Annotated in this window: 25 protein-coding genes; 9 read left to right on the top strand and 16 right to left on the bottom strand. The window is 69.3% G+C overall.

The window, feature by feature from the left end:
• Positions 1 to 5: 5 nt before the first annotated feature.
• From phnK to phnG, 5 genes are read right to left on the bottom strand one after another with little or no spacing between them, the layout of a single operon-like run.
• Entirely contained in the window at positions 6 to 797 is a 792-nt protein-coding gene (phnK, locus tag ACTIFS_RS13990) for a phosphonate C-P lyase system protein PhnK (protein WP_439574724.1), read from the bottom strand.
• The gene (locus ACTIFS_RS13985) at positions 794 to 1,714 is read right to left on the bottom strand and encodes an alpha-D-ribose 1-methylphosphonate 5-phosphate C-P-lyase PhnJ (protein WP_439574723.1); all 921 of its coding nucleotides are present in this window, start codon (positions 1,712 to 1,714) and stop codon (positions 794 to 796) included. The genes phnK and ACTIFS_RS13985 overlap by 4 nt, the downstream gene beginning before the upstream one ends.
• Positions 1,711 to 2,832 (bottom strand): carbon-phosphorus lyase complex subunit PhnI, encoded by a 1,122-nt coding sequence (locus tag ACTIFS_RS13980; protein WP_439574722.1) that lies wholly within the window; start codon positions 2,830 to 2,832, stop codon positions 1,711 to 1,713. Before ACTIFS_RS13980 ends, ACTIFS_RS13985 begins: the two co-directional genes overlap by 4 nt.
• A gap of 1 nt (position 2,833) precedes the next feature.
• Positions 2,834 to 3,454, bottom strand: coding sequence for a phosphonate C-P lyase system protein PhnH (gene phnH, locus ACTIFS_RS13975; protein WP_439574721.1), 621 nt, complete (start codon positions 3,452 to 3,454; stop codon positions 2,834 to 2,836).
• Entirely contained in the window at positions 3,454 to 3,918 is a 465-nt protein-coding gene (phnG, locus tag ACTIFS_RS13970) for a phosphonate C-P lyase system protein PhnG (RefSeq protein WP_439574720.1), read from the bottom strand. The genes phnH and phnG overlap by 1 nt, the downstream gene beginning before the upstream one ends.
• Before the next feature lie 121 nt (positions 3,919 to 4,039).
• Here phnG and phnF point away from each other — a divergent pair, with 121 nt between their 5' ends.
• On the top strand, positions 4,040 to 4,774 hold the full coding sequence (gene phnF / locus ACTIFS_RS13965; RefSeq protein ID WP_439574719.1) for a phosphonate metabolism transcriptional regulator PhnF: 735 nt from the start codon (positions 4,040 to 4,042) through the stop codon (positions 4,772 to 4,774).
• A gap of 6 nt (positions 4,775 to 4,780) precedes the next feature.
• On the opposite strand, the gene paaE is transcribed toward phnF, so the two are convergent.
• From paaE to ACTIFS_RS13935, 6 genes are all read right to left on the bottom strand, one after another.
• Positions 4,781 to 5,866, bottom strand: coding sequence for a 1,2-phenylacetyl-CoA epoxidase subunit PaaE (gene paaE, locus ACTIFS_RS13960; RefSeq protein WP_439574718.1), 1,086 nt, complete (start codon positions 5,864 to 5,866; stop codon positions 4,781 to 4,783).
• 12 nt (positions 5,867 to 5,878) lie between these two features.
• Positions 5,879 to 6,337, bottom strand: a complete 459-nt coding sequence (gene paaD, locus ACTIFS_RS13955; protein ID WP_439574824.1) for a 1,2-phenylacetyl-CoA epoxidase subunit PaaD — start codon at positions 6,335 to 6,337, stop codon at positions 5,879 to 5,881.
• Positions 6,338 to 6,396: 59 nt separating this feature from the next.
• Complete coding sequence (gene paaC, locus ACTIFS_RS13950; protein WP_439574823.1) at positions 6,397 to 7,158, bottom strand: 1,2-phenylacetyl-CoA epoxidase subunit PaaC; 762 nt, start codon at positions 7,156 to 7,158, stop codon at positions 6,397 to 6,399.
• 70 nt (positions 7,159 to 7,228) lie between these two features.
• Positions 7,229 to 7,531 carry a 1,2-phenylacetyl-CoA epoxidase subunit PaaB gene (gene paaB / locus ACTIFS_RS13945; RefSeq protein ID WP_439574717.1) on the bottom strand — a complete coding sequence of 101 codons (303 nt, stop codon included), beginning with the start codon at positions 7,529 to 7,531 and terminating at the stop codon, positions 7,229 to 7,231.
• 5 nt (positions 7,532 to 7,536) lie between these two features.
• A complete protein-coding gene (gene paaA, locus ACTIFS_RS13940) occupies positions 7,537 to 8,529 on the bottom strand; it encodes a 1,2-phenylacetyl-CoA epoxidase subunit PaaA (RefSeq protein WP_439574716.1) in 993 nt (330 codons plus the stop codon).
• A gap of 100 nt (positions 8,530 to 8,629) precedes the next feature.
• The gene (locus tag ACTIFS_RS13935; RefSeq protein ID WP_439574715.1) at positions 8,630 to 9,535 is read right to left on the bottom strand and encodes a PaaX family transcriptional regulator C-terminal domain-containing protein; all 906 of its coding nucleotides are present in this window, start codon (positions 9,533 to 9,535) and stop codon (positions 8,630 to 8,632) included.
• 188 nt (positions 9,536 to 9,723) lie between these two features.
• On the opposite strand from ACTIFS_RS13935, the gene ACTIFS_RS13930 reads away from it, so the two are divergent.
• The 3 genes from ACTIFS_RS13930 (at position 9,724) to ACTIFS_RS13920 (ending at position 14,801) form a co-directional block, all read left to right on the top strand.
• Complete coding sequence (locus ACTIFS_RS13930) at positions 9,724 to 10,932, top strand: efflux RND transporter periplasmic adaptor subunit (RefSeq protein WP_439574714.1); 1,209 nt, start codon at positions 9,724 to 9,726, stop codon at positions 10,930 to 10,932.
• A 12-nt stretch (positions 10,933 to 10,944) separates the two neighbouring features.
• Positions 10,945 to 14,076 carry an efflux RND transporter permease subunit gene (locus ACTIFS_RS13925; protein WP_439574713.1) on the top strand — a complete coding sequence of 1,044 codons (3,132 nt, stop codon included), beginning with the start codon at positions 10,945 to 10,947 and terminating at the stop codon, positions 14,074 to 14,076.
• A gap of 74 nt (positions 14,077 to 14,150) precedes the next feature.
• Positions 14,151 to 14,801 (top strand): response regulator, encoded by a 651-nt coding sequence (locus ACTIFS_RS13920; protein ID WP_439574712.1) that lies wholly within the window; start codon positions 14,151 to 14,153, stop codon positions 14,799 to 14,801.
• A 5-nt stretch (positions 14,802 to 14,806) separates the two neighbouring features.
• Here the strand turns inward: ACTIFS_RS13920 and ACTIFS_RS13915 are convergent, their stop codons facing one another.
• From ACTIFS_RS13915 to paaG, 5 genes are all read right to left on the bottom strand, one after another.
• A complete protein-coding gene (locus ACTIFS_RS13915; RefSeq protein ID WP_439574711.1) occupies positions 14,807 to 17,218 on the bottom strand; it encodes a hybrid sensor histidine kinase/response regulator in 2,412 nt (803 codons plus the stop codon).
• Entirely contained in the window at positions 17,166 to 17,783 is a 618-nt protein-coding gene (locus tag ACTIFS_RS13910) for a TetR/AcrR family transcriptional regulator (RefSeq protein ID WP_439574710.1), read from the bottom strand. Before ACTIFS_RS13910 ends, ACTIFS_RS13915 begins: the two co-directional genes overlap by 53 nt.
• Before the next feature lie 4 nt (positions 17,784 to 17,787).
• Entirely contained in the window at positions 17,788 to 19,098 is a 1,311-nt protein-coding gene (paaK, locus tag ACTIFS_RS13905; RefSeq protein ID WP_439574709.1) for a phenylacetate--CoA ligase PaaK, read from the bottom strand.
• 15 nt (positions 19,099 to 19,113) lie between these two features.
• On the bottom strand, positions 19,114 to 19,512 hold the full coding sequence (paaI, locus tag ACTIFS_RS13900; protein WP_439574822.1) for a hydroxyphenylacetyl-CoA thioesterase PaaI: 399 nt from the start codon (positions 19,510 to 19,512) through the stop codon (positions 19,114 to 19,116).
• A gap of 62 nt (positions 19,513 to 19,574) precedes the next feature.
• A complete protein-coding gene (gene paaG, locus ACTIFS_RS13895) occupies positions 19,575 to 20,372 on the bottom strand; it encodes a 2-(1,2-epoxy-1,2-dihydrophenyl)acetyl-CoA isomerase PaaG (protein ID WP_439574708.1) in 798 nt (265 codons plus the stop codon).
• 202 nt (positions 20,373 to 20,574) lie between these two features.
• Between paaG and ACTIFS_RS13890 the strand changes: the two genes are divergently transcribed.
• From ACTIFS_RS13890 to ACTIFS_RS13870, 5 genes are all read left to right on the top strand, one after another.
• Positions 20,575 to 21,738, top strand: a complete 1,164-nt coding sequence (locus tag ACTIFS_RS13890; RefSeq protein ID WP_439574707.1) for an ABC transporter substrate-binding protein — start codon at positions 20,575 to 20,577, stop codon at positions 21,736 to 21,738.
• Between the two features lie 340 nt (positions 21,739 to 22,078).
• Positions 22,079 to 22,951, top strand: a complete 873-nt coding sequence (locus ACTIFS_RS13885; RefSeq protein ID WP_439574706.1) for a branched-chain amino acid ABC transporter permease — start codon at positions 22,079 to 22,081, stop codon at positions 22,949 to 22,951.
• A gap of 98 nt (positions 22,952 to 23,049) precedes the next feature.
• Positions 23,050 to 23,943, top strand: coding sequence for a branched-chain amino acid ABC transporter permease (locus ACTIFS_RS13880; RefSeq protein WP_439574821.1), 894 nt, complete (start codon positions 23,050 to 23,052; stop codon positions 23,941 to 23,943).
• Positions 23,940 to 24,725 (top strand): ABC transporter ATP-binding protein, encoded by a 786-nt coding sequence (locus ACTIFS_RS13875; protein ID WP_439574705.1) that lies wholly within the window; start codon positions 23,940 to 23,942, stop codon positions 24,723 to 24,725. Before ACTIFS_RS13880 ends, ACTIFS_RS13875 begins: the two co-directional genes overlap by 4 nt.
• Complete coding sequence (locus ACTIFS_RS13870; protein ID WP_439574704.1) at positions 24,718 to 25,419, top strand: ABC transporter ATP-binding protein; 702 nt, start codon at positions 24,718 to 24,720, stop codon at positions 25,417 to 25,419. The genes ACTIFS_RS13875 and ACTIFS_RS13870 overlap by 8 nt, the downstream gene beginning before the upstream one ends.
• Positions 25,420 to 25,424 lie beyond the last annotated feature (5 nt).

The raw sequence follows: 25,424 nt of genomic DNA, 5'->3' as shown, positions 1-25,424 counted from the left end.
GGGCCTCACGGCTGCAGGATCGAGGAGACGAGGAGCTGGGTATAGGGCTCGCGCGGGTCGTCGAGCACCTGGTCGGTGAGGCCCGTCTCGATGGCGCGGCCCTCCTTCATCACCAGAATGCGGTGGGACAGGAGCCGCGCCACGGCGAGATCGTGGGTGACCACCACGGCCGCCAGACCCAGATCCGCGACGAGGCTTCGCAGCAGGTCGAGCAGGCGCGCCTGCACCGACACGTCGAGCCCGCCGGTCGGCTCGTCCATGAACACGAGGCGCGGTGCGGTGACCAGGTTGCGGGCGATCTGCAGGCGCTGGCGCATGCCGCCCGAATAGGACGTTGGCCTGTCATCGATGCGCCCGCGGTCGATTTCGACGCGCTCCAGCCAGGTTTCCGCCTCGGCGCGGATCTTCCCGTAATGGCGCCAGCCGACCGCCATCAGCCGTTCGCCGACATTGGCTCCCGCAGAGACCCCCATGCGCAGCCCCTCGGCGGCATCTTGATGGACGAAGCCCCAGTCTGTGCGGGCGAGAAAACGCCGCTCGGCCTCGCTGAGCGAGACGATGTCGCGCGTGACGCCGTCGCGCATGGCATAGAGCACGCGGCCGGCGGTGAGCTCCATCTGGCCTGAGATCAGCTTCAGCAGCGTCGACTTTCCCGAGCCGGATTCGCCGACCACAGCCAGCACCTCGCCGGGAAACAGCTCGAACGACAGGTCGCGGCAGCCGAGGCGGGCGCCGTAGTGCCTGGTCACGCCCTCGGCGGTCAGCAGGGGGGTATCGGTCATCGCGGCGGCGGTCATGGCCGGCCTCCCGCGATGGCAGACGGAGCCTCGCCGAGCAGGGCGCCGCGATGACCCTCGGCGCGGCGCTCCTCGCAATGGTCGGTGTCGGAACAGACGAACATGCGCCCTCCGGCATCGTCCGTGATGACCTCGTCGAGATAGGTATGCGTCCCCCCGCAAAGATCGCAGGCCCGGTCGAATCTGGTCGGCTCGAAGGGGTGGTCCTCGAAGTCGAGCGAGACCACCCGCGTGTGCGGCGGCACGGCGTAGATGCGCTTTTCGCGGCCGGCGCCGAACAGCTGGAGCGCGGCGCAGTCGTCCATCTTCGGATTGTCGAATTTCGGGGTCGGCGAGGGGTCCATCACGTAGCGGCCCGCGACCATGACGGGATAGGCATAGGTGGTGGCGATATGGCCGTGCCGGGCGATGTCCTCATAGAGCTTCACATGGATGAGCCCGTAGTCCGACAGCGCGTGCATCAGCCGTGTCTCGGTCTCGCGCGGCTCCAGGAAGCGCAGCGGTTCGGGAATGGGCACCTGATAGACGAGCACCTGGCCGTCGGTCAGCGTCTTTTCCGGGATGCGGTGGCGCGTCTGGATGATGGTCGCCTCGGCGGTGCTGGTGGTGGTCTCAACGCCCGCGGTGGTCTGGAAGAACTTGCGGATGGACACGGCATTGGTCGTGTCGTCGGCGCCCTGGTCGATCACCTTGAGGATGTCGCTCGCGCCGAGGATGGCGGCGGTGACCTGCACGCCGCCGGTGCCCCAGCCATAGGGCATGGGCATCTCGCGGGAGGCGAAGGGCACCTGATAGCCGGGAATGGCGATGGCCTTCAGGATCGCCCGACGGATCATCCGCTTGGTCTGCTCGTCGAGATAGGCAAAGTTGTAGGCCTGCCCGCTGGCGGAGGCCGTAACGTCCCGCTGCGCGCTCATTCGGCGGCCTCCTCGAAGGGTTGGGCTGTTTCGTCCCCGCAGGCCATCCCGCGTTCGGCAATCTCGCGATGCATCTGCCGGATCAGCGCCAGTTCGGCCTGGAAGTCGACATAGTGCGGCAGCTTCAGGTGCTCGACGAAGCCTGTCGCCTGCACGTTGTCCGAATGCATCAGGACGAACTCCTCGTCCTGCGCCGGCGCCTTCACCTCCTCGCCAAGCTCGCGGGCACGCAGCGCCCGGTCGACCAGCGCCATGGCCATGGTCTTGCGCTCGCAATGGCCGAAGGCGAGCCCGTAGCCGCGGGTGAAGCGCGGGGCTTCCTGTGCCGAGCCCTTGAACTGGTTGACCATCTGGCATTCGGTGACGGTGATATCGCCGAGCGGCACGGCAAAGCCGAGTTCCTCGACGAACAGTTCCACCTCCACCTCGCCGAGCCGGATCTCGCCGACGAAGGGGTGCGAGCGGCCGAAGCCGCGCTGCGTGGAATAGCCGAGCGCCAGCACGAAGCCCTCGTCGCCGCGGGCAAGGTTCTGCAGGCGCAGGTCGCGGTCTGCGGGGATCTGGAGCGGCGTGCGGGTCAGGTCGCCGACCGGCGCATCCGGATCGGGCAGGGGGTTCTGCTCGATCAGGGCGTCCTGGCCGAGCAGATCGGTGACGCGCGGCATTGGCGCCCCGTCTGCCGGGGCGCTCGCGGGCTCCGGGACCTCCGCGCCGGCCTCCAGAAGGAAATCGACGAGGCGGTGGGTGTAGTCGAAGGTCGGGCCGAGCACCTGCCCGCCGGGCAGGTCCTTGAAGGTCGCGGAGACGCGCCGGCGCACGGTCATCGCCCCGGTGTCCACAGGCTCGGCCATGCCGAAGCGTGGCAGGGTGGTGCGGAAGGCGCGCACCAGGAAAGAAGCCTCCACGAGGTCGCCGCGCGCCTGCTTGATCGCCAGCGCGGCCAGGTCGCGGTCATGCAGCGAGCCTTCTGTCATCACCCGGTCGACGGCCAGTGTCAGCTGCTCTCGGATCTGGACCGGCGCTATTTCCGGCACCTGCGGATCGCCACGCCGGGCATGGGCGAGCAGGCGGTGGGCATTGTCGATGGCCTTCTCGCCGCCCTTCACAGCCACATACATGTCAGGCTCCTTGCGAGGGGGCGCGCACGCGGGTGGAGCGCGGCAGGGCGGCGATCGCTTCCGGCGCGGCGAGGACGAGATCGACACCGCGCGGAAACAGCGCACGGTTGGCAGCAAGCCGCCCGACAATATCGGCCGGCAGGCCGCTCACGCTGATCGCCGTCGTGTCCCTGATGCCCGGACCGTCGAGCAGGAGCGTCTGGGTCGGCTGTCCGACGGTCCCGCTCTCCAGCGCCTCGACCTGGACGATCAGCGTCGTCGAGCGATCCGGATAGATGTCCGTACCGGCGGCAAAGGCCACGAAGTCCGGTATGGCGAGCGGATCGGCGATCAGCGCGAAGGCCACCAGGGACGCTTCGCGGACAATGGGAGCGCCGGAATGGAAGGCGAGCCAGCGGCCGATATCCGCCACGCGGGCGAGCGGCGCGTCGAGAAAGAGCGGCGTCTCGAAATCGGCGAGCGTCAGGGCAACCGCCGCCGCAACCGGCGACAGCGGCGCCGGGGCGCCGGCAAGGCCCGCGAGGCGATGGATCGTGCCGGGGCGGGCCATGGCGTCCATCACCGCCCGGAACGTGGCCTGCGATTCGTGGACCGGATCGGCAAAAGCGGCAGCAAGGGTCATCAATCCTCTCCCCGCACCATGGTGAAGAAGTCGACCCGCGTGGCGGCGGTTCGCTCGCGGGTGACGCGGGCCTCGTCCGCGAGGCGCGCGCGCACGGCCGCAAGCGCGGCCTCGACGGCTGGCCGATGCAGGGGAGACTGCCAGAGCGCATCGCCGATGGCGGATTGCTCCGCGCGCCGGCGGTCGCGGCCGAGGACATGGCCGAAACCGACCTCGCCGCTGGCAAGGGCCACCGCCGCGCGGGTCACGGTGGCCTCGCCGAGATTGAACGGGGCTCCGTCGCCACCGATCCGGCCGCGCACCATGACCAGGCCGATTTCGGGTGCGCGCAGCGCCTTCACCGCGCCGTCCGGCGCCAGGGCGGCAATGTCGCGCAACTCGTCGGGGCTGGCGCGGGCCAGAAGGCCCATGGCGGCCTTGCGGTCGGCGGGAGCAGGGCTTGAGAGGGGGTTGGAAGCGGTCATGATTTGTATATTGATCTAGACCATTTCATTTTTATGACAGTGCGGCGCCCGCGTCAATCGGCTAAGCCGGCCCTGCGCCGTCCGTGAGCGGCGCCATTGTCATGGCGGGGATGACAGGCGAATGACGGAAGGGCTGATGCTGGCGCGTGGACGGGGCGTCACGGTCTGGCGACAGATCGCCGAGGCGCTTGAAGCCGAGATCGCAGCCGGAGGGCTGGCGCCCGGCGCCAGGCTGCCCACGGAGGCGCAGCTCTCGCAGCGGTTCGCCGTCAACCGGCACACGGTGCGCCAGGCCATCAAGTCGCTGGTCGAGAGAGGCCTCGTGCGCGTCGCGCAGGGCTCGGGCACTTTCGTCGAGGCGCGCCCGCTGGCCTATCCGATCAGCGCCCGCACGCGGTTCTCCGAGATCGTCATCGGTCAGGCGCGCGACCCGGCCGGCAAGCTGCTCGGACACCGGGTGGCGGGCGCCGACCACAGGATCGCCGAGGCGCTGGGGCTGTCGCCCGGCGCCCCGATTTTGCGGCTGGAAAGCATGCATTTTGCCGACGGCGTTCCGATTTCCTGGGCTGTGATCGCCTTTCCGATGCCCCGATTCGAGCGGGTGGCGGAATTCTACGGCGCGAGCGGCTCGATCACCGCGGCGCTGGCCGGCTGCGGCGTGCCGGATTATCGCAGGGCCATGACCCGCGTCGGCGCGACGATTGCCGATGCGCTCGACTCGGCACGGCTGGAGATCGCCGAAGGCCGGCCCGTGCTGGAGATCGAGAGCATCAATGTCGATCCGCAGGGCGTGCCGATCCAGTGGGCGGCCTCGCATTTCTGCGCCGACCGCGTGCGGCTCACCGTCGGCGGCTGAGACCGTTCAGGCGAAATCGAAATCGACGCTGACCGGTCCGGAGCCCGGCTTGGGCCGCGACTGGCAGGTGAGCACGTAGCCGGCCTCCAGTTCCCATGGCTCGAGCGAAAAGTTCTGGTCCATGGCGACATCGCCGGCGACGAGCCTTGCGCGACAGGTGCAGCACATGCCGCCCTTGCAGGAATAGGGCAGGTCGAGGCCGTGGCGGACCGCCGCCTCCACCACCGTCTCGTCCGGCTCCATGGCGAGCGAATGGATCGCCCCGTCGAGCCGGATGGCGAGCGGCAGGCCGTTCGACGCTTCCGGTCGCCGGGGCGCGGCCGGGCGGGGCGCGGTTCCGTCCGCCGTGAACAGCTCTGTGTGGATCGCCTCGTGCGGCAGTCCGAGGCGCTCCAGCGTTGCCCGCGCCTCCGCGATCATGCCCTGCGGCCCGCACAGGAAGGCATGGGCGGCGAACCGGCCGTCGCGATCGCGAGGCAGGTGGCGCGTCAGGGCCTCGATCTTGGATGAATCGACACGGCCCTGCGCGACGGCAAAGTCCGAGGCCTCGCGCGAGAGGACGTGATGGACCGCGAGGCGGCCGAGGAAGCGGTCCTTCAGGTCCTCAAGTTCAGCCTTGAAAATGACCGAAGCGGCGGTGCGGTTGCCGTAGATCAGGGTCACGCGGCTCATCGGCTCGCGGGCCAGCACGGTGCGGATGATCGACATGACCGGCGTGATGCCCGAGCCGCAGGCGATGGCGAGATAATGGCGCGCGGCAGCGGGATCGAGCGGGGCGGTGAAACGGCCCATGGGCGTCATCACGTCGATGGGATCGCCGACCTTCAGCGCCTCGGCAGCAAAGCGCGAGAACCGGCCGCCATCGATGCGCTTCACCGCCACGCGCAGGTCGCCGTCGTCGATGCCGGTGCAGATCGAGTAGGACCGGCGCACCTCCTCGCCATCGAGATGGGTGCGCAGGGTCAGATACTGGCCGTGCTGGAAGCGATAGGCCTCGGCGAGGGCGTCCGGCACCGCGAAGGCGATCGACACCGTATCATCGGTCTCGCGGCGGATGTCGCGGACGGCAAGGGCATGGAAGTGCGGGGTCATGGCTGAAGGACCTCAGATGCACTTGAAATGGTCGAAGGGCTCCCGGCAGGCACGGCAGCGCCAGTGGGCCTTGCAGGCCGTGGAGCCGAATTCGGAGATCTTCTCGGTATCGGCCGAACCGCAGCGCGGACAGGCGACCTCCTCGATGCCGAACAGGGCGCGGCGGGTCGCCTTCTCCGCTGGCGGGGCGATGCCATAGGCGCGCAGCTTGTCGCGGCCCTCCTGGCTCATCCAGTCGGTCGTCCAGGCTGGCGAGAGCACGGTGGTCACCTTGACGCGGGTGAAGCCTGCCTCCTCCAGCGCCACCTCGACATTGAGGGCGATGAGGTTCATCGCCGGGCAGCCGGAATAGGTCGGCGTGATGAAGGCATGAACCTGCCCGTTCTCGATGCGCACGTCGCGCAGCACGCCGAGGTCGGCAATGGTCAGGACCGGCACTTCCGGATCGGGCACGGCGCCGGCAATGGCCATGGCCTCGGCGCGCTGGCGCGCGATGCCGTCGGCGACATCAGGGGCGGTCGTCCCGGCACTCACCATGTCGCGCCCGGATAGCTGCGCTGGAGAAACTGAAGCTCGGCGAGCAGGTAGCCCATATGCTCGGAATGCCGGCCGTCGCGGCCGCCGCTCCGGTAAGGGCGAATGGCCGGGCGGTCGAGACCGGCCTCGGCGAAGACCATGTCCAGCGTGGCGTCATAGGCTGGCCTGAGCCGCTCGGGGTCCGGCACGAAGCCGGCCTCGATCGCCGCCCGCATGGGCGCATCCACCTCGAACCACTCGCCGGAAAAGGGCCACAGCACCTCCAGGGCCGCGATGGTGCGGCGACGGCTCTCGTCCGTGCCATCGCCGAGACGCACCACCCATTCGCCGGCATGGCGAACGTGATAGGCCAGTTCCTTCTCGGATTTTGCGGCAATGGCTGCCAGCGTCTGGTCCTTCGAGGCGGTCATGGCCTCATGGAAGGGATGCATGAAGGCGGCGAACAGAAGCTGGCGCACCATGGTCTGCGCGAAGTCGCCGTTCGGCTGCTCCACCAGCAGCACGTTGCGATAGTCGTGCTCGTGGCGGAGATAGGCCAGTGCATCCTCGTCGCGGCCCTTGCCCTCGACGGTGCCGGCATGGGTGTAGAGCGCACGCGCCTGCCCGATCAGGTCGAGGCCGAGATTGCCCAGCGCCAGATCCTCCTCCAGCACCGGGGCATGGCCGCACCATTCCGACAGGCGATGGCCGAGAATCAGCGCATCGTCGGCGAGGCGCAGCGTGGCGAGAAAGAGAGGGCTGTCGGTCAACGCGATCTTTCCATCGGATTGGGAGGCGCTGCGAAACGGGTGATCCTCGAGGCTGTGCCGCGCGGGGCCGGGCGCCTCACATATGGCCCACCTCGTCGGGCACGTCGTAGAAGGTGGGGTGGCGGTAGATCTTCGAGGCCGCCGGCTCGAACAGCATATCCCGGTCGGCCGGGTCGGAGGCTGTGATGGCCGCCGAGGGCACCACCCACACGGACAGGCCCTCGCCCCGGCGGGTGTAGGTGTCGCGGGCGGCCTTCAGCGCCATCGCCGCGTCCACCGCGTGGAGCGAGCCGACATGCCGGTGTGCCATGCCGTTGCGCGAGCGGATGAACACCTCCCACAGGGGCCAGGCGCCGTCGGGGGTGGTCGGTGTGGTCATGATCGTCACTCCGCAGCCTGCAGGGCGCGCCTTGCACGGCGCTTGGCGGCATGGGCGAGGGCCGCCTCGCGCACCCAGGTGCCCTCGTCATGGGCCTTCCGGCGGGCGGCCAGCCGCTCGCGGTTGCACGGACCCTCGCCCGCCAGCACGCGGCGGAACTCGTCCCAGTCGATGGCGCCGAAGGTCCAGTGGCCCGTCTCCTCATTGAACCTGAGGTCCGGATCGGGAAATGCCAGGCCGAGGAAATGGCCCTGCGGCACGGTGGCATCGACGAATTTCTGCCGAAGCTCGTCGTTGGTGAAGCGCTTGATGCGCCAGGCCATGTTCTGGTCGGTGTGCTGGCTCTCGGAATCCGGCGGGCCGAACATCATGAGCGCCGGCCACCACCAGCGGTTCAGGGCCTCCTGCGCCATGGCCTTCTGGCCGTCGGTGCCGCGGGCGAGCGTCATGACGATCTCGTAGCCCTGGCGCTGGTGGAAGCTCTCCTCCTTGCAGATGCGGATCATGGCCCGCGCATAGGGGCCGTAGCTCGTGCGGCAGAGCGGGATCTGGTTCATGATCGCGGCGCCGTCCACCAGCCAGCCGATCATGCCGATATCGGCCCAGGTCAACGCCGGATAGTTGAAGATCGAGGAATATTTCGCCTTTCCCGACAGAAGCTGGTCGAGCAGTTCCTCGCGTGCGGTGCCCAGCGTCTCGGCCGCCGAATAGAGGTAGAGGCCGTGGCCGCCTTCGTCCTGCACCTTGGCGAGGAGCGCCGCCTTGCGCCTCAGCGACGGCGCGCGGGTGATCCAGTTGCCCTCGGGAAGCATGCCGACCACCTCGGAATGGGCGTGCTGCGAGATCTGGCGGACCAGCGTGCGCCGGTACTTCTCCGGCATCCAGTCGTTCGGCTCGATCTTCTCGTCGCGGTCGATGCGCGCCTGGAACCGCGCCTCGCGCTCGGCATCCACGAGGGCCGGGCCGTCGTCCTTGATGTTCAGCGCCTGGGTGTACATCGGGGCCTCCTCGCCACAGTATGTTACGAAAAAATCTGATCGCAACAATTTCCGTAACACTAGCCGGTATAATCGTCGCTGCACTGCGGCACGGGCGGCATCAAGGCAGCGGAAAGCGGGTCGCCAGATCGATGGAGAGTGGCGCCAGCGGCTCCCGGTCGGCCAGCGTCACGGCATCGAGATGGGCTTCGGCCGCACCCGCCACCGTCCGGTAGAGTTGGGCCATCAGCCGGCGGGCGGCGAGGTCAGGCCGGTCGGGGGAAAGCAGGCCGTCCGGCAGGCCGGGATCGTGGATGACCGCGCGGCGGAAGGCGTGGACGGCCAGCATGCGCAGCACGAAGGCCTGTTGCGGCGCGGTGATTGCGGCGCCGGCGACCGGCCCGAAATCCGCCGAGAACCGGCGATAGGCGGCCTCAGCCTCGGCGCTGCCGAGCACGTCGCGCGCGACCCGGCGCGTGGTCTCGCTGTCAGCCGCCGCGTCGAGACGGAAGGCGCCGTCCGGCAGCGCGATGTCGGGCGCCGAACCATGGGCCACGTAAAGCCCGGCCAGCATCGGCCGGTAGCCTGCATCGATGAGGGCGGCGGGGTCGAAGCCGCGGCGTCCGTTGCCCGGCAGCACGACCAGACGAAAGCCCGACGCGCCCTGTGGCCGCTCGCCGGCATAAACCCGCCGGAAGGCTCCGGCGAATGTGCGCTCGCCATTGGCCGACAGCGCATAGACGGGCCGGCGGCCGGCGCCCTGGCGGACGAACAGGCCATCGGCAACCAGGCGCGACATGGCGGTGCGCACCGCGCCCGCCTCGATGCCGAGACCGGCCACCAGGTCGATCAGGGCGCGGATGGACAGGCGGCCGCCACGCGGCACGATGGCATCGCCGAACAGGGTGACGATGAGCGAGGCGGTGCGCAGCGGGCGCTCGACGGAAAGGCGCTGCCCGAGGGCTGCAACGACGGCGCTGCCATCGTCTTCCCGTCGTCCTGGTTCTGCATCCGCCGCGACCGACAATTGCCCGTGCCCACCCTCTGGTGGCCAAGCGCTAGCGCGCCGCACGCGCTGGCGCAATCGCTTGCAGGGGTGGTCTAGACCATCGGGTCGAATGTCTGAACCGTATGACAGGCGCTAGGGTGACCCTCGGGAAACTCTGCCGGCCCGTCTGCGCATAGCCGCGCCGGGCCAGGAACCGGGACAGCGCGATGCTCAGGGTGGTGATTGTCTTCGGCATTCTGGCCGCGATCGGCGGCGTGGCGACCTGGCGTCCGGACCTTGCCGAACAGGCCTACCAGCGGGTGCAGCAGATCATCCACCCGCCGCCGCCCGCCTCGTTCGGAGCGGTCCGGCGCCAGCAGGGCGGCCCGCCGGTTGCCGTGGCCCTGGCCCGCGCCGACAAACGCGACATGCCCATCGTCATCGAGGCGGTGGGAACGGTCCAGGCCATTGCCTCGCTGCAGATCAAGGCGCGGCTCGACACGCAGGTCGTGCAGGTCCATGTCGCCGAGGGCGCGTCGGTGAAGGAGGGTGACCTGCTCTTCACCCTCGACGACCGGGTGCTGCGGGCGCAGATCGCCCAGATCGAGGCCCAGATCCTCAGGACGCGTGCCCAGCTCGAGCAGGCCACGCGCGACCGGGAGCGTCTGGTGGACCTCGCCCGCCGCAACGTCGCGACCGATGTCGCCCGCGACAATGCCATCACCAACGTGAAGGCCGTCGAGGCCCAGCTGGCCGCCGACGAGGCCAACCGCGAGAGCCTCAGGACCCAGCTCAGCTACACCAGGATCACGGCGCCGATCACCGGCCGCATCGGATCGATCGCCGCAAAGCCCGGCGCCTTCGTCCGCCCCGCCGACACCGCGGCCATGACGACGATCAACCAGCTTGACCCGATCTACATCGCCTTCGCCATGCCGCAGGCCACGTTCTACGAACTGCGCAGCCTGCTCGGCGGCAGCCCGCAGGACATCAGGGTGGAGGCCACCGCCGGCGGCAAGTCCGCCACCGGCGTCATCGCCTTCGTCGAGAACCAGGTTGATCTCGCCACCGGCACCGTCACCGCCAAGGCGCGCATGGAGAACGGCGCCGAGCAGCTCTGGCCCGGCTCCTTCGTGCCGGTGAAGGTGACGCTCGGCATGCAGCCCAACGCCATCGTCGTGCCGGCCTCGGCCATGCAGGCCGGTCAGAACGGACCTTTTGTGTTCACGGTCAGCGATGGCGTGGCGCAGGTGGTCAGCGTCCAGGTGGCGCGCCGGCTCGGCGACGAGGTCATCATTGCCTCGGGCCTGAACGGCGGCGAGCAGGTGGTGACCTCCGGACAGCTGCGCATCGTCCAGGGTTCGCGGGTGATCGACCGGACCCGTGCGCCCGGGACCGCCTCAGGCGAGCCCGCCGCGCGCGGCGGCCAGAGCTGAGGAGGCTTCGCCATGCTGCAGGAGCTCTGCATCCGCCGTCCGGTGATGACCATCCTGCTGATGGTCTCCTTTCTCGCGGCCGGCATGTTCGGATACCGCCAGCTGCCCGTCGCGGCGATCCCGCGTGTCGACTTCCCCACCATCCAGGTGACGGCCCAGCTGCCCGGCGCCAGCCCCGAGACCATGGCGGCGTCGGTCGCGTCGGTGCTGGAGAAGCAGTTCTCGACCATTGCGGGCGTGACCGCGATGTCCTCCACCTCGTCCTACGGCAACACGTCCATCGTGCTGCAGTTCGACCTCAACCGGAGCATCGACGGCGCCGCGCTTGACGTGCAGTCGCAGATCTCGACCGCCATGCGTCGCCTGCCGGCCGACCTCTCCGCACCGCCTGGCTTCAGGAAGGTCAATCCGGCCGACTTTCCCGTAATGTTCCTGGCGCTGTCCTCCGACACGGCGCTGCTCTCCGACCTCGACCGGTTCGGCAATTCTTCCATCCTGCCGCGCCTGTCGACCCTGCCGGGGGTGGCGCAGGTCCTGGTCTACGGCTCGCAGAAATATGCCGTGCGCGTGCGGGCGGACCTGGAACAGCTCGCGGCCCGCGGCCTGACCATGACCGACCTGCAGACCGCGCTGGTCAACGCCAATTCAAACCGCCCCGTTGGTCAGATCAACGAGGGCAACCGCGCCGCCATCCTCGATGCCACCGGACCGGTGAGCCGGGCCGCCGACTATGGCCCGGTCATCGTCTCCTGGCAGAACGGCGCCCCGGTGCGCGTGTCGGACGTGGCAACCCCGGTCGACGGGGTGGAGAATGACCGCATCGCCGCCTGGCTCAACGGCCAGCGCGCCATCGTGCTGGCTATCCAGCGCCAGCCCGATGCCAACACCGTTGCCGTGGTCGACCGGGTGAGGGAACTGCTGCCGCAGATCCAGCGCGAGGCGCCGGCCTCCTACAACATCGCGGTGCTCAACGACCGCTCCAAGTCGATTCGCGAATCCGTCGCCGACGTCGAGTTCACGCTGGTCCTCGCCGCCTTCCTGGTCATCATCGTCATCTGGTTCTTCCTGAAGACCTGGCGGGCGACCCTCATCCCGGCCGTGGCCCTGCCGATCTCCATCGTCGGCACCTTCGCGGTCATGCATGTGCTCGGCTATTCGATCGACAACATATCGCTGCTGGCGCTGACACTGGCGGTCGGTTTCGTCGTCGACGATGCCATCGTCATGCTCGAAAACATCATGCGCCACATCGAGATGGGCAAGGATCCGTTCCAGGCGGCCATCGAGGGCTCGCGCGAGGTCGGCTTCACCATCATCTCCATGACCATCTCGCTGGTGGCGGTGTTCATTCCCGTGCTGTTCATGGGCGGCGTGGTCGGGCGCATGTTCGCCCAGTTCGGCGTGGTCATCTCCACCGCCATCCTGATCTCCGGGATCGTCTCGCTGACGCTCACGCCCATGCTCTGCTCGCGCATGCTCAAGCCGCACCATGAGCAGAAGCGGCCGTTCTTCCTGCTGCGCTGGTTCGAAACGCTGTTCAACGGCCTGACCCGCTTCTACGGCTGGTCGGTGCGCAAGGTGGTGAACATTCCGGCCATCATGCTGATGATCACGGCCGGCACCTTCGGCCTCACCTATGTGATGTTCCGCGACATCCCCAAGGGCTTCTTCCCGCAGGAGGATATCGGCCTCATCACGGCGGCGACCCTCGGCCCGGACGATGCCTCGTTCGAGGCCATGGTCGTGCGCACGCGCCAGCTTGCCGAGGTCATCCGGCAGGATCCCGACGTGGTCTCGGTCATGGCCAATGCCGGTGGCGGCAACGCGGCCAACACCCAGAATGCCGGCCGCCTGTTCATCACGCTGCGCGACAAGCCGGAGCGGAAGGACGGCGCGCCCGTGGTCATTGCCCGCCTGCGGCAGGCTGCCGGCCAGGTGCCGGGCATCCAGGCCTTCTTCGTGCCGATCCAGTCGATCAGCCTCGGCACGGTGCAGAGCCGCAGCCAGTACCAGTTCACCATGCAGTCGGCCGAGCTTGACGTGCTGCGCCAGTATGCGCCGCAGCTCGAGGCGCGCATGCGCCAGCTGCCGGGCATTCTCGACGTCAATTCCGACCTGCAGATGCGCGCCCGCGCGGCTGTGGTCGACGTCAACCGGGACGCCGCTTCCCGGCTCGGCGTGAATGCCGACCAGATCCGGTCGACGCTCTATTCGGCCTTCGGCTCGCGCCAGGTCACCACCATCTATGCGCCGGAGGACACCTATCAGGTGATCCTTGAGGCCGATCCGAAATATGCCGATACGGCCTCGATGCTGCGCCGGCTCTCGGTGCGGTCATCAACCGGCGCGATCGTGCCGCTCGATGCCCTGGCGACCGTGCGCGAGCATCCGACCGCCCTGACCGTCGGCCATCTCGGCCAGCTGCCGGCCGTCACCATCTCGTTCAACCTGCCGCCGGGCCTCGCGCTATCGCAGGCCGTGACCCGGATCGAGGCTGCGGCCCGCGAGATCGGCCTGCCGGCCACCGTGTTCACCAGCTTCCAGGGCACCGCGCAGGTGTTCCAGCAGGCGGTGGCCAACCAGGGCCTGCTGCTGTTCGCCGCCGTGCTGGTCATCTACATCATCCTCGGCATCCTCTACGAGAGCTTCATCCATCCGCTGACCATCCTGTCCGGCCTGCCTTCGGCGGGCATCGGCGCGCTCCTGATGCTGCAGCTGATGAATTTCGACCTGTCGGTCATCGCGATGATCGGCCTCGTCATGCTCATCGGCATCGTCAAGAAGAACGCCATCATGATGGTCGATTTCGCCATCGAGCGACGGAACCAGGGCTACACCGCGAAGGACGCCATCTGCGAGGCGGCCGTGCTGCGCTTCCGGCCGATCATGATGACCACGCTCTGCGCCATTCTCGGCGCGGTGCCGATCGCCATCGGCCACGGTGCCGGCGCCGAGCTGCGCCAGCCGCTGGGCGTGGCGGTGGTCGGGGGCCTCGCCGTCTCGCAGCTTCTGACGCTCTACATCACGCCGGTGGTCTACCTGATGTTCGAGGGCATCAGCGACCGGATCTCGCGGCGCGGTACGGTTCGCCAGAACGAGCCGAAACCGGTCGGCCACACGCCGCAGACCACGCCGGCGGAATGAGCCGCCGGCCGGCAGGACCGTTCCACGGCCTTGTGCGTTGACAGGCGCGCCGGCCCGGCTCTAGGCCTCTCCGCATGCCGCTCCGCATCGCCATCGTCGCCGACGATCACGGTCTCTACCGCATGGGACTTGCCCTCACCCTGAGGGACCGGCTCGGCTTCGACGTGGTGGAGGAGGCCGCTTCCCTCGACGAGGCCCTGGCACTGCTCGGCGAGACGGATGACGTGGCGCTTGCGCTGTTCGACCTGTCCATGCCCGGTATGCGCGGCGCTGCAAGTCTTGCCGCCGTGCGCGAATGCCATCCCGGCCTGCCGATCGCCGTCGTCAGCGGGTCCGACGCGCGCGGCGACGTGCTGGAGGCGCTCGCGGCCGGCGTCAACGGCTATGTGCCCAAGCACCTCCGCGACGACGATCTCGTTGCCGCGCTGCGCTCGATCATGGAGGGCGCCATCTTCGTGCCGCCGACGCTGGCGAGCGCCGCCGCCCGCAGCCGTGACGAGCCGGCGCGCCCGCCCGAGGCACCGGACCTTGCCCGCTTCACGCCACGCCAGCGGGACGTGCTCGACCTGCTGATGCAGGGCCATTCCAACAAGGAGATCGCGCGGGCGCTCGATCTCGGCCACGGCACGGTGAAGATTCATCTGGCCGCGCTGTTCCGCCATCTCGGCGTCAACAACCGCGCGGCGGCCGTTGCCGTCGCAGCACCGCTGCTCGCCCGGGGCTGAGCGGATCAGGCTGCCACTAGTTCGGCAATCTTCTCGCGCAGGGCGGGCGCCGCGACCGGCTTGGTCATCCAGGCGAAGCCGCTGGCCTGCAGTCGGGCAAGGGTCGCCGGGTCGGTGGCGCCGGTCACGATGAGGGCGGGGAAAGGGCCGGCGGGGCCGCTCAGCCAGGAGCGGACGAGGTCCAGGCCGTCAATGCCGCGCTCCAGATGAAGGTCGATGACGGCAAGATCGACACTGCCAGGCCCCGACAAGGCGGCCGTTGCCTCCTCCGCCGAGTGGGCGGCGATGACCTTCGCGCCGTCGTCGGCGAGCGTCCGCCGGAGCGCCTCCACGATCATCGGCTCGTCGTCGAGGATGAGAATGTTGCGGCCGATCAGCGAGACCGACGGCCGGTGGCCGGGCGTCGGCGTCGCCGCCGGCACGACGGCGCGGGGAAGCTCCACCCGGAAGACGGTCCCGCGGCCAGGGCGCCCACCCACCGAAACGCGGTGGCCGAGCAGGTCGCAGAGCCGGCGGACGATGGACAGGCCAAGTCCGAGGCCGTCGTTCTGGCCGTGGGCCGACTGCCGCGAGCGCTCGAACTCCTCGAAGATGCGCTGGCGGTCCGGCTCCGCGACGCCGGGGCCGGTGTCGTGGACCTCCAGAACCAGATGGTCGCCCCGCTGCCGGACACCGACCAGAACGCTGCCGGTCGGCGTGAACTTCAGCGCATTGCCGACGAGATTGCGCAGCACGGTCTCCAGAAGGACCGGGTCGCTGAGCACCGCCCCGCGGGTCGAGACCAGACGGAAGGAGAGCCCGAGGGCCGCAGCCTGGGCGCGGAAATCCGCGCTGGCGCGCTCCAGCAGGTCGCCCAGCACGAAGACGCGCGTTTCGGCCTGGACGATGCCGGCATCGAGGCGCGAGACGTCGAGCAGGGCCGCGAACATCGCCTGCAGGGAGCCGAGCGCGGTTTCCATGTCGGCGAGGATGCGGCGCGGCTCCTCGGCGTGGACGCGGCGCGAAAGGGCACCGGCGAAGAGGGAAAGCGCGTGCAGGGGCTGGCGCAGGTCATGGCTGGCCGCGGCCAGGAACCGCGACTTGGCCGTGGTGGCGGCCACCGCCTCGTCGCGCGCCCGCGCCAGTTCGTGATTGGCGGTTTCCAGTTCCGCCGTGCGGTCGGCCACGCGGTTCTCGAGCGTGCTGGCGAGATGGCGCAGCGCCTCCTCGTTGTCCGCCAGGCGGTCGATCATCCCCTGCAGGGAGGCGGCGAGGGAGACCACCTCCTTCGACGAGGAATCGGGCACCTCGATGGTCACCCCGTCGAGCGCCCCGGCGAGGCCGACACGGTCGGCGCGGGCCGCAATCGCCTGGATCGGGCTGGCGATGCGGCCGGCGACCCACCAGCCGGCGATCAGCACCATGAGCCCGACGGTGCCGCCGGCCGCGACGATCTGCCAGCGCAACGTGTTGACGGGTGCGAAGGCGACGGTTGCCGAGGAGGTGACGACGATCTGCCAGCCGAGCCCGTCGATGCCGCGCCCTCCGGCCGCCCTGCTGGTGCCGACCACCATGACCCGCCCATCGGGCAGGGTATCGACCTCGAAGCCATCGGCGCGCTCGGCAACACGGCGGGCAAGGTCGGCCCCGAGATGGTTCTGGTCGCCGACAACGACGCGGCCTTCCTGATCGAGCACGATGACCTCAAGGTCCGACTGCCGGTCCCTGGAGCGCTCGATCAGCGACCGTCGCAGGTGGCCGAGCCAGTCCCAGCTGACCAGCATGCCCAGAATGCCGGCGGACTGGCCGGAGGCATCGCGGACATGGACGCCGATCTCGACCACCCGCTCGCCGGGGGTGGTCTGGATGGTCGGGCGCTGGACCTCTCCGCTGGCCGGCGCGGCAAGGTCTCGGGCGACCCGGAACCAGCGGCGCGCCGAGACGTCGGTTCCCTCGCCGACACCGCCCGATGCGGTGGTGACGCGGCCGTCGAGATCGGCGAAGCCGATCCAGAGGATCTCGTCGACATTCGACTTGACCCGGTCGAGGATGACGCGGCGGCCCTGATAGGACCCCTCCGGACGGGTGAAGGCGGGCAGGGTCGCGAACGTGCGCATGGAGCGCCAGCGCTCATAGACATCGCTTTCCAGCGCCTCGCGCATGAAGGCGGCCAGGTCGCCCAGCGAGCGCCCGATGGACTGCTGCGCCTCGCGGGTGGTGGTCCAGACCACGACCGCCGTCACCGACAGGATCAGCGCGGCGATGAGCACCGCCAGCGTGCCCGTCAGGATGCCGCGCAGGCCCGGCCGGGTCAGCGATGTCGCATAGGTCGCCATGGCGAGACTGTCGCGCGTCCGCGAGAGGCCGGCAAGGTCGGCGGTGGCGCTATTCGGCCGCCACGCGCCGCCCGGTCTCGACCAGGTCGCGGGCGCCTGCAAGGATCAGCCGGGTGGCGAGATCGGCATAGGCCTCCCGGCTCATCGGGCCGTCGGGGCGGAACCACATGTAGTGCCAGTTGAGCATGCCGAACAGCGACATGGTCACCGGCTTGAGCAGGGCCGAGCCGGCCAGCGCCGGCACGGCATGGACGAGGGCGTCGGAGAAGATGGCGACGAGCTGCCGCTCGACCGCCTTCAGTTCCTCCTGGGGGCCTGCCGGCAGGCGCGCGAGCTCGTTGACCTGGATCTTGTGCAGGGCATCGGCGTCCCGGTAGGCCTCGAGCAGGGCGGCGACGATGGCGGACAGCCGGTCCCGGTCGGTGGCGCCGGCGGCCGCTGCCTCGACGGAGCCGAGCAGATGCCGCAGATGCCGGCGGATGATGTCGACGAGCAATTGCTCCTTGTTCGGATAGTAATGATAGATCAGGGCCTTGGAGACCCCGCAGGCGGCCGCGATGTCGTTGATCGAGGTGCGGTCGTAGCCCTGGCGCGCGAACAGGTCGGCGCAGGCGTGAAGGAGCTGCCGGCGCTTGTCGTCATAGTCGGCGGCACGGGGTCTGGCCAAGGCTTCAGTCCTTCGGGCGCTTGTCGAGGACCCGCCTCGCCTTGCCGCCGGATCGCTCCAGCGTGCCGGGCGCGACGACCGTGACCGCCGCCGAGATGCCGATCGTGTCCTTGACCGACTGGGCGAGGCGGGCGCCCGCCCGCTCGCGCGCGTCATGGTCGCCGATCTCCGGCCGGGCCTCGACATGGATGTCCATCTCGTCCATCCGGCCGTCCCGCGTCAGCACGACAAGATAGTGGGCGGAGAGTTCCGGCAGCGTGAGGATCTTCTCCTCGATCTGGCTGGGGAAGACGTTGACGCCGCGCACGATCATCATGTCGTCGGACCGGCCGGTCACCTTCTCCATCCGCCGCATCGACCGCGCCGTGCCGGGCAGCAGCCGGGTCAGGTCGCGCGTGCGGTAGCGGATGATCGGCATGGCTTCCTTGGTCAGCGAGGTGAAGACGAGCTCGCCCGTCTCGCCGTCGGGAAGAACGCGCCCGGTCACGGGGTCTATCACCTCCGGATAGAAATGGTCCTCCCAGATATGCAGGCCGTCCTTGGTCTCCACGCATTCGTTGGCGACACCCGGCCCGATCACCTCGGACAGGCCGTAGATGTCGACAGCGTCCATGGCGAAGGCTCCCTCGATCTCGTGGCGCATGGCATTGGTCCAGGGCTCGGCCCCGAAAATGCCGACCTTCAGCGAGGTGGCGCGCGGATCGGCGCCGATGCGGCGGAACTCGTCGAGGATGGCCAGCATGTAGCTCGGCGTCACCATGATGATCTCGGGGGCGAAATCCTGGATCAGCTGGACCTGCCTCTCGGTCATGCCGCCCGACACGGGGATGACCATGCAGCCGAGCTTCTCCGCGCCGTAATGGGCGCCCAGCCCTCCGGTGAACAGTCCGTAGCCGTAGGAGACATGGACCTTCATGCCCGGCCGCCCGCCGGAGGCGCGGATGGAGCGGGCGACCACCTCGGCCCAGGTGTCGACGTCCTTCTGCGTATAGCCGACCACGGTCGGCTTGCCGGTCGTGCCTGAGGAGGCATGGACGCGCACGACGCGGTCCTGCGGCACGGCGAACAGGCCGAAGGGGTAGTTGTCGCGCAGGTCCGCCTTGGTGGTGAAGGGGAACCTGGCCAGATCCTCCAGCCGCCGGAAGTCGGAGGGATGGACGCCGGCCGCCTCGAATTTCGCCCGGTAGGCCGGCACGTTGTCGTAGGCGTGGGCGAGCGACCATCTCAGCCGCTCGGTCTGCAGGGCGGCGATCTCGTCGCGCGAGGCGACCTCGATGGGATCGACGAGGGGCTGATAGCGCGTCCGGTCCAGCATGGGGCCTCCGGTCGGTCAGAGCGCGGGCAGGGCGGTGGCGATCGCCCCGCCGAGGGAACGGGAATGGCCGCGGAACACGGCGATGGTCTCGCCCTTGCCATTGGTCACGGTCACGTCGGTGATGCCGGAGCGGCCCTGCCGGCTGATCTCGCGGGCGGTGGCGGTCAGCATGTCGCCGAGCCTGCCGGGGGCAAGGAAGGTCACCGCACAGTGCTGCGCCACGGTGCGGGTGTTGTGGCTGTTGCAGGCGAAGGCGAAGGCGCTGTCGGCGAGGGTGAAGATATAGCCGCCATGGCACATGCCGTGGCCGTTGGTCATCGCGGCGGTCACCGCCATGGTCAGCACCGCGCGGCCGGGGCCGGCCTCCACCAGCGTCATGCCGAGCGCGCGGCTGGCATTGTCCTCGGCCCACATGGCGGCCGAGGCCTCGCGCGCCAGCGCGTCCCGGTCCACCGCCGCGCCGTCCGGTGCGTCGGTCACGACCGGCCCCCGAAGACGGGCCGGCGCTTCTCCATGAAGGCGGCCACGCCCTCCTGATAGTCGCGGCTGCGGCCGAGCCGGCGCTGCTCGTCGCGCTCGTAGTCGAGCTGGGCGTCGAGGCTCGCCCGGGCCGCATGTTCGAAGGCGCGCTTGATGCCGTCGAGGCCGGAGGCGGAGCCGGATGCGAAGCGGGCGCAGAGCGCGCGCGCCTCGGTCATCAGGTCGGCATCGTCGGTGACCTTCCAGACGAGGCCCCAGGCCTCCGCCGTCTCCGCCCTGATGGTCTCGCCGGTCATCGCCCAGGCCCTGGCCCGCGCCGGGCCGATGAGGTGCGGCAGCAGGGCGGTCGCGCCCGAATCCGGGATGAGGCCGATCTTCACGAAGGCCTGTCCGAAGCTCGCCGAGCGGGCCGCCAGCGTCACGTCGGCGGCAAGGGCCAGCGACACGCCGGCCCCGGCGGCGATGCCGTTGACCGCGCAGACCACGGGGATCGGCAGGCTGCGCAGCCGGCGGATCAGCGGGTTGTAGTTCTTCTCCAGCGTCTCGCCGAGATCGGGCGGGTCGCCGGGCAGCGGCTGGATGTCCGGATCGGCGAGGTCCTGCCCGGCGCAGAAGCCGCGACCCTCGCCGGTGATCAGCAGGGCCCTGCAGGCCCTGTCGTGATCGGCCGTGTCGAGGGCGGCTTTCAGCTGGCGGTGCATGGCGCCGGTGAAGGCGTTCAGCTTGTCCGGCCGGTTCAGGGTGAGGACGCGATAGCCGTCCGCGATCTCGACGCGCACATCCGTGCCGTCCATCGGCGCCTCCAGCGTTTCCCTGTCGTGGCGGCCCGTCGCGATGGCGCCGGCCGTCCGTCTTGTTGCGATCCGCCGTTGGGCCACTTGACTGACCGGGCGGTTGGTTAATTAAATACGGGGCAGACGCGCGGTGTCAATCGGGGCCGGCACAGGAGCTCCCGAAGCCCGCGGTCAGGAAACGACGAACCCAGGGAGAACTGCCATGGCGGGTTGGACCCGACGTGTCTTCGCAGGCGCCGCGGCCTTAGCGCTCATCGCCTTCGCACCGGCCGCTGCCCAGGCCCAGATCAGGATCGGCGCCGTGCTCTCGGTCACGGGACCGGCTTCCTTCCTCGGCGATCCGTCGAAGAAGACGCTCGAAATCTATGTCGAGCAGATCAACGCGGCCGGCGGCGTCAATGGCCAGCGCCTGCAGCTGATCGTCTATGACGACGGCGGCGACGCCAATCAGGCGCGCACCTTCGCCACCCGCCTGATCGAGGACGACAAGATCGTGGCCATGGTCGGTGGCTCCACCACCGGCACCACCATGGCGATGATCCCGCTGTTCGAGGAGGCGCGTATCCCGTTCATCTCGCTCGCCGGGGCCATCCAGATCATCGATCCGGTCAGGTCCTATGTGTTCAAGACGCCGCATACCGACCGGATGGCCTGCGAGAAGATCTTCGAGGATCTCAAGCGGCGGAACCTCACCACGGTCGCGATGATCTCCGGCACGGACGGTTTCGGCGCCTCCATGCACGAGCAGTGCCTGGCGGTGGCGCCGCGCTACGGCATCACGGTCGGCCATGTCGAGCGCTACGGCCCACGCGATTCCGACATGACCCCGCAGCTCACCAATATCCGCAACAAGGCGGGCGTCCAGGCGGTGGTCAATGCCGGCTTCGGACAGGGTCCGGCCATCGTGACCCGCAACTATCGCCAGCTCCAGGTGCCGCATCCGCTCTACCAGAGCCATGGCGTGGCCTCGAAGCAGTTCATCGACCTGGCGGGGGATGCCGCCAATGGCGTGCGCCTGCCGGCCTCGGCGCTGCTGGTGGCCAGCGTCCTGCCCGACAGCGACCCGCAGAAGCAGGTCGTCCTCAACTATGCCCGCACCTTCGAACAGAAGACCGGCCAGCCGGTCTCCACCTTCGGCGGCCATGCCTATGACGGGCTGATGATCCTGGTGGACTCGATCAAGCGGGCCGGCTCCATCGATCCCCGCAAGATCCGCGACGCGATCGAGGGCACGCGCGGCTTCATGGGCACGGCGGGCGTGGTCAACATGAGCCCGACCGACCATATGGGCCTCGACCTGACGGCCTTCCGGATGCTGGAGATCCGCAACCGCGACTGGACCATCGTGCCAGCCGGCGGCAGCTGAGCGCCACTGGCGCCATGGCCGGGTGGCCGGCCGTGGTGCCCGTCCTGCAATCCGGGGCCTTGCGTCCTTCGAGGCTTGGCTACCGCCTCGCACCTCAGGATGAGGGGGTGCCCTGCAGGATGGGCTCGATCCCCTTCCCCTCGCTTCGCTCGGCCGGGGATGACGGACAGGTTTGCACCGTCATCCCCGGCGAGCCCCAAGGGCGAGGGAAGGGGATCCAGCCGTCGTGCCACTCCATGGCCAGGACGATGCCCGATTGACCCGGTCATGCCTCGAAGGACGCACCACCGATGCCCGTCCCGTCAATGAATCCACCCCCTGACAGGCCCCCTGAGCGCTGATGGCCGAATTCCTCCAGTTCGCCTTTTCCGGCCTGACCGTCGGCGCCGTCTATGCGCTGGTCGCGCTGGGCTTCACGCTGATCTACAACGCCTCGGACGTGGTCAATTTCGCGCAGGGCGAATTCGTCATGCTGGGCGGCATGACCACGGTCTTCCTCGGCCTTGCGGGGGTGCCGGTCCCGCTTGCCGCGCTCATCGCCATCGCCACGACCACGCTGGTGGGGCTGGCGCTCTACAGGCTGGCCATCGACCCGGCGCGCGGCGCCTCGGCGGTCACCCTCATCATCATCACCATCGGCGCCTCGATCTTCCTGCGCGGGGTCGCCTCGGTGGTCTTCGACAAGCGCTTCCACCAGCTGCCGCACTGGTTCGGGTCCGACCCGATCCAGATCGCCGGCGCCTCGGTGCTGCCGCAGAGCCTCGTCGTGCTCGCGGGTGCCGTGGTCATCGTCGTGCTCATGTGGGCCTTCATCGAGCGCACGCTGTTCGGCAAGGCGGTGATCGCCACCGCCGCCAACCGGGTAGCGGCCCAGCTCTCCGGCATCAATACCGGGCTGGTGATCGGCTTTTCCTTCGGTGTCTCGGCGGCCATCGGGGCGGTCGCCGGCGTGCTGGTGACGCCGATCACCCTGACCAGCTTCGATGTCGGCACGCTGCTGGCGCTGAAGGGCTTTGCCGCGGCCATGCTCGGCGGCATGGGCAATCCCGTCGGGGCGGTGGTCGGCGGGCTGGCGGTCGGCCTGCTGGAGGCCTTCGGCGCCGGCTACATCTCCTCGCAATACAAGGACGCGGTGGCCTTCGTGGTCATCCTCGCCGTGCTGTTCATCATGCCCAACGGCCTGTTCGGCCGCACCCGCATCGAGCGGGTGTGACCATGGTGCCGGCCGCCTCCGATCCGCCCGCCGCTGCCGGCGGCCGTTCCGCCCGCACCGTGCCGGCCAGGCTGGTCACGCTCCTCGTGCTGGCGCTGATGGTGGCCGTGCCGCCGCTGTTCTTCCCCTCCGGTTTCTACTACCGGGTCGGCGCGATCGTCTGGATCCTGTCGATCGCCGCCATCGGCCTCAACCTGCTGATGGGCTATGCGGGCCAGGTCAGCCTCGGCCATGCCGGCTTCATCGGCATCGGCGCCTATGCGGCGGCGATCCTGCCCTCGCGCTACGGGCTCCACGGCCTTGCCGCCATGGCGGTGGGCGCGTGCGCCTCGGCGCTGATCGCCTGGCTGGCCGGCCGGCCGATCCTGCGGCTGCGCGGCCATTACCTCGCCGTCGCCACGCTCGGCTTCGGCATCCTCATCGCCATGGTGCTGACCAACGAGCAATGGCTCACCGGCGGGCCGGACGGCATGCGCGTGCCGCGCCTCGTCATCCTCGACTGGCCGGTGCGCGGCTCGGACACCTGGTACTGGATCGGCGGCGGCCTGATGATCCTCGCCGCCTGGATCGCGCTCAACCTGGTCGACAGCCCGACGGGACGGGCGCTGAGGGCGATCCACGATTCGGAAGTGGCCGCGCGCGTGGTCGGTGTCGACGTCGCCCGCTACAAGCTGACCGTCTTCGTGGTCTCGGCGGTGTTCGCTTCCGTCGCCGGCAGCCTGCTGGCCTTCTTCGACGGCCATATCACGCCGGATGCCGCCGGCTTCCTCCGCTCGGTGGAACTGGTGACCATGGTGGTGGTCGGCGGCATGGGGTCCATCGTCGGCTCGGTCGTCGGCACGCTGGTCATCGTGGTGCTGCCGCAGACGCTCACCTTCCTGTCCGACTACAAGCACATCATGGTCGGCGCCCTCATCATGGTGTTCATGATCTTCCTGCGCGCCGGCATCGTGCCGACGCTGGTCGCGCTGATCGGCCGGAGGTGGCCATGACCGCTATCCTTGCGGCCGAGGGGCTGGGCATCGCCTTCGGCGGCGTGACGGCGGTGGACGACGTGTCGTTCCGCGTGGAAGCCGGGCAGATCCTCGCCATCATCGGGCCGAACGGCGCCGGCAAGACCACGCTGTTCAACATGGTCTCGGGCCTCTACCTGCCGAAGTCCGGGCGCGTGCGGCTGGGCGGGGAGGACGTCACCGCCATGGAGCCGCACCTGCTCGCGCGGCGCGGCCTGTCGCGCACCTTCCAGAACCTGCAGATCTTCTTCCGCATGACGGCGGCAGAGAACGTCATGGTGGGGCGGCACCTGCACGAGGCGCGCGGCATCCTCGCCCATCTGTTCTCCTGGCCCTCCGTGGCACGCCAGAACCGGGCGACGCGGGAGGCAGCCCTCGCCCTGCTGGCCCGCGTCGGGCTTGCCGCCGAGGCCGATACGCCGGCCGGCTCGCTCTCCTACGGGGCGCTCAAGCGCCTCGAGATCGCACGGGCGCTCGCCACCGAACCGCGTGCGCTGCTGCTCGACGAGCCGGCAGCCGGCTGCAACCCGGTGGAGACCGAGGAGATCGACCGGGTGATCCATCAGATCGCCCGCGAGGGCATCGCCGTGGTGCTGGTCGAGCACGACATGAAGCTGGTCATGAAGATTTCCGACCGCATCCTCGTGCTCGATCACGGCCGGCCGCTGGCCGAGGGCACGCCGGCCGAGGTGCGCGTCCATCCGGATGTGATCCGCGCCTATCTCGGCGGGCAGGGCGCGCGCGAGGCGAACCATGCTTGAGGTCGCCAACCTGCGCTCCGGCTATGGCCGCATCGAGGCCCTGCACGGTGTCTCGCTGACGGTGGCCGAGGGCGAGATCGTCACGCTGGTCGGCGGCAACGGCGCCGGCAAGACCACGCTGCTGCGGGCCATTTCCGGCGTCCAGCCGGTGAGTGCCGGCACCATCCGGTTCCGGGGCGAGCCGGTCGAGCGCATCGACGCCTGGCGGCGTGTCGGGCTCGGCATCGCCCAGGTGCCGGAGGGGCGGCAGGTCTTCGCGCCGCTGTCGGTGGAGGACAATCTGCGGCTCGGCGCCTGGTCGCGGCGCGATGGCGATATCGCGGCCGACCTGGAGACGGTCTATGCCGATTTCCCGGTGCTGCGCGAGAAGCGGGCGCTCGCCGCCGGCGGCCTGTCGGGCGGCCAGCAGCAGATGCTCGCCATCGGACGGGCGCTGATGGCGCGGCCGAAGCTGATCCTCCTCGACGAGCCCTCGATGGGGCTGGCGCCGATCCTTGTCGAGCAGGTCTTCGCGGCCATCGTCGCGCTGCGCGCGCGCGGGCTGACCGTGCTGCTGGTCGAGCAGAACGCGGTCTCGGCGCTTGCCATCGCCGACCGTGGCTATGTCATCGAGACCGGCGCCATCACCCATGAGGGTGCGGGCCGGGCGCTGCTCGACGACCCGAAGGTGCGCGAGGCCTATCTGGGCATCTGAAGCGG

Origin of the sequence: Phreatobacter sp., assembly GCF_051860605.1 — a bacterium.
Taxonomy (GTDB): Bacteria; Pseudomonadota; Alphaproteobacteria; order Rhizobiales; family Phreatobacteraceae; genus Phreatobacter.
This window is presented reverse-complemented; position numbering and strand designations above follow the sequence as displayed.

Bases quoted from the DNA above. Each gene is read 5' to 3' on its own strand.
- phnK (WP_439574724.1), bottom strand. From the start codon at position 797: ATGACCGCCGCCGCGATGACCGATACCCCCCTGCTGACCGCCGAGGGC.
- ACTIFS_RS13985 (WP_439574723.1), bottom strand. From the start codon at position 1,714: ATGAGCGCGCAGCGGGACGTTACGGCCTCCGCCAGCGGGCAGGCCTAC.
- ACTIFS_RS13980 (WP_439574722.1), bottom strand. From the start codon at position 2,832: ATGTATGTGGCTGTGAAGGGCGGCGAGAAGGCCATCGACAATGCCCAC.
- phnH (WP_439574721.1), bottom strand. From the start codon at position 3,454: ATGACCCTTGCTGCCGCTTTTGCCGATCCGGTCCACGAATCGCAGGCC.
- phnG (WP_439574720.1), bottom strand. From the start codon at position 3,918: ATGACCGCTTCCAACCCCCTCTCAAGCCCTGCTCCCGCCGACCGCAAG.
- phnF (WP_439574719.1), top strand. From the start codon at position 4,040: ATGACGGAAGGGCTGATGCTGGCGCGTGGACGGGGCGTCACGGTCTGG.
- paaE (WP_439574718.1), bottom strand. From the start codon at position 5,866: ATGACCCCGCACTTCCATGCCCTTGCCGTCCGCGACATCCGCCGCGAG.
- paaD (WP_439574824.1), bottom strand. From the start codon at position 6,337: ATGGCCATTGCCGGCGCCGTGCCCGATCCGGAAGTGCCGGTCCTGACC.
- paaB (WP_439574717.1), bottom strand. From the start codon at position 7,531: ATGACCACACCGACCACCCCCGACGGCGCCTGGCCCCTGTGGGAGGTG.
- paaA (WP_439574716.1), bottom strand. From the start codon at position 8,529: ATGTACACCCAGGCGCTGAACATCAAGGACGACGGCCCGGCCCTCGTG.
- ACTIFS_RS13930 (WP_439574714.1), top strand. From the start codon at position 9,724: ATGCTCAGGGTGGTGATTGTCTTCGGCATTCTGGCCGCGATCGGCGGC.
- ACTIFS_RS13925 (WP_439574713.1), top strand. From the start codon at position 10,945: ATGCTGCAGGAGCTCTGCATCCGCCGTCCGGTGATGACCATCCTGCTG.
- ACTIFS_RS13920 (WP_439574712.1), top strand. From the start codon at position 14,151: ATGCCGCTCCGCATCGCCATCGTCGCCGACGATCACGGTCTCTACCGC.
- paaK (WP_439574709.1), bottom strand. From the start codon at position 19,098: ATGCTGGACCGGACGCGCTATCAGCCCCTCGTCGATCCCATCGAGGTC.
- paaI (WP_439574822.1), bottom strand. From the start codon at position 19,512: ATGTGGGCCGAGGACAATGCCAGCCGCGCGCTCGGCATGACGCTGGTG.
- paaG (WP_439574708.1), bottom strand. From the start codon at position 20,372: ATGGACGGCACGGATGTGCGCGTCGAGATCGCGGACGGCTATCGCGTC.
- ACTIFS_RS13890 (WP_439574707.1), top strand. From the start codon at position 20,575: ATGGCGGGTTGGACCCGACGTGTCTTCGCAGGCGCCGCGGCCTTAGCG.
- ACTIFS_RS13885 (WP_439574706.1), top strand. From the start codon at position 22,079: ATGGCCGAATTCCTCCAGTTCGCCTTTTCCGGCCTGACCGTCGGCGCC.
- ACTIFS_RS13880 (WP_439574821.1), top strand. From the start codon at position 23,050: ATGGTGGCCGTGCCGCCGCTGTTCTTCCCCTCCGGTTTCTACTACCGG.
- ACTIFS_RS13875 (WP_439574705.1), top strand. From the start codon at position 23,940: ATGACCGCTATCCTTGCGGCCGAGGGGCTGGGCATCGCCTTCGGCGGC.
- ACTIFS_RS13870 (WP_439574704.1), top strand. From the start codon at position 24,718: ATGCTTGAGGTCGCCAACCTGCGCTCCGGCTATGGCCGCATCGAGGCC.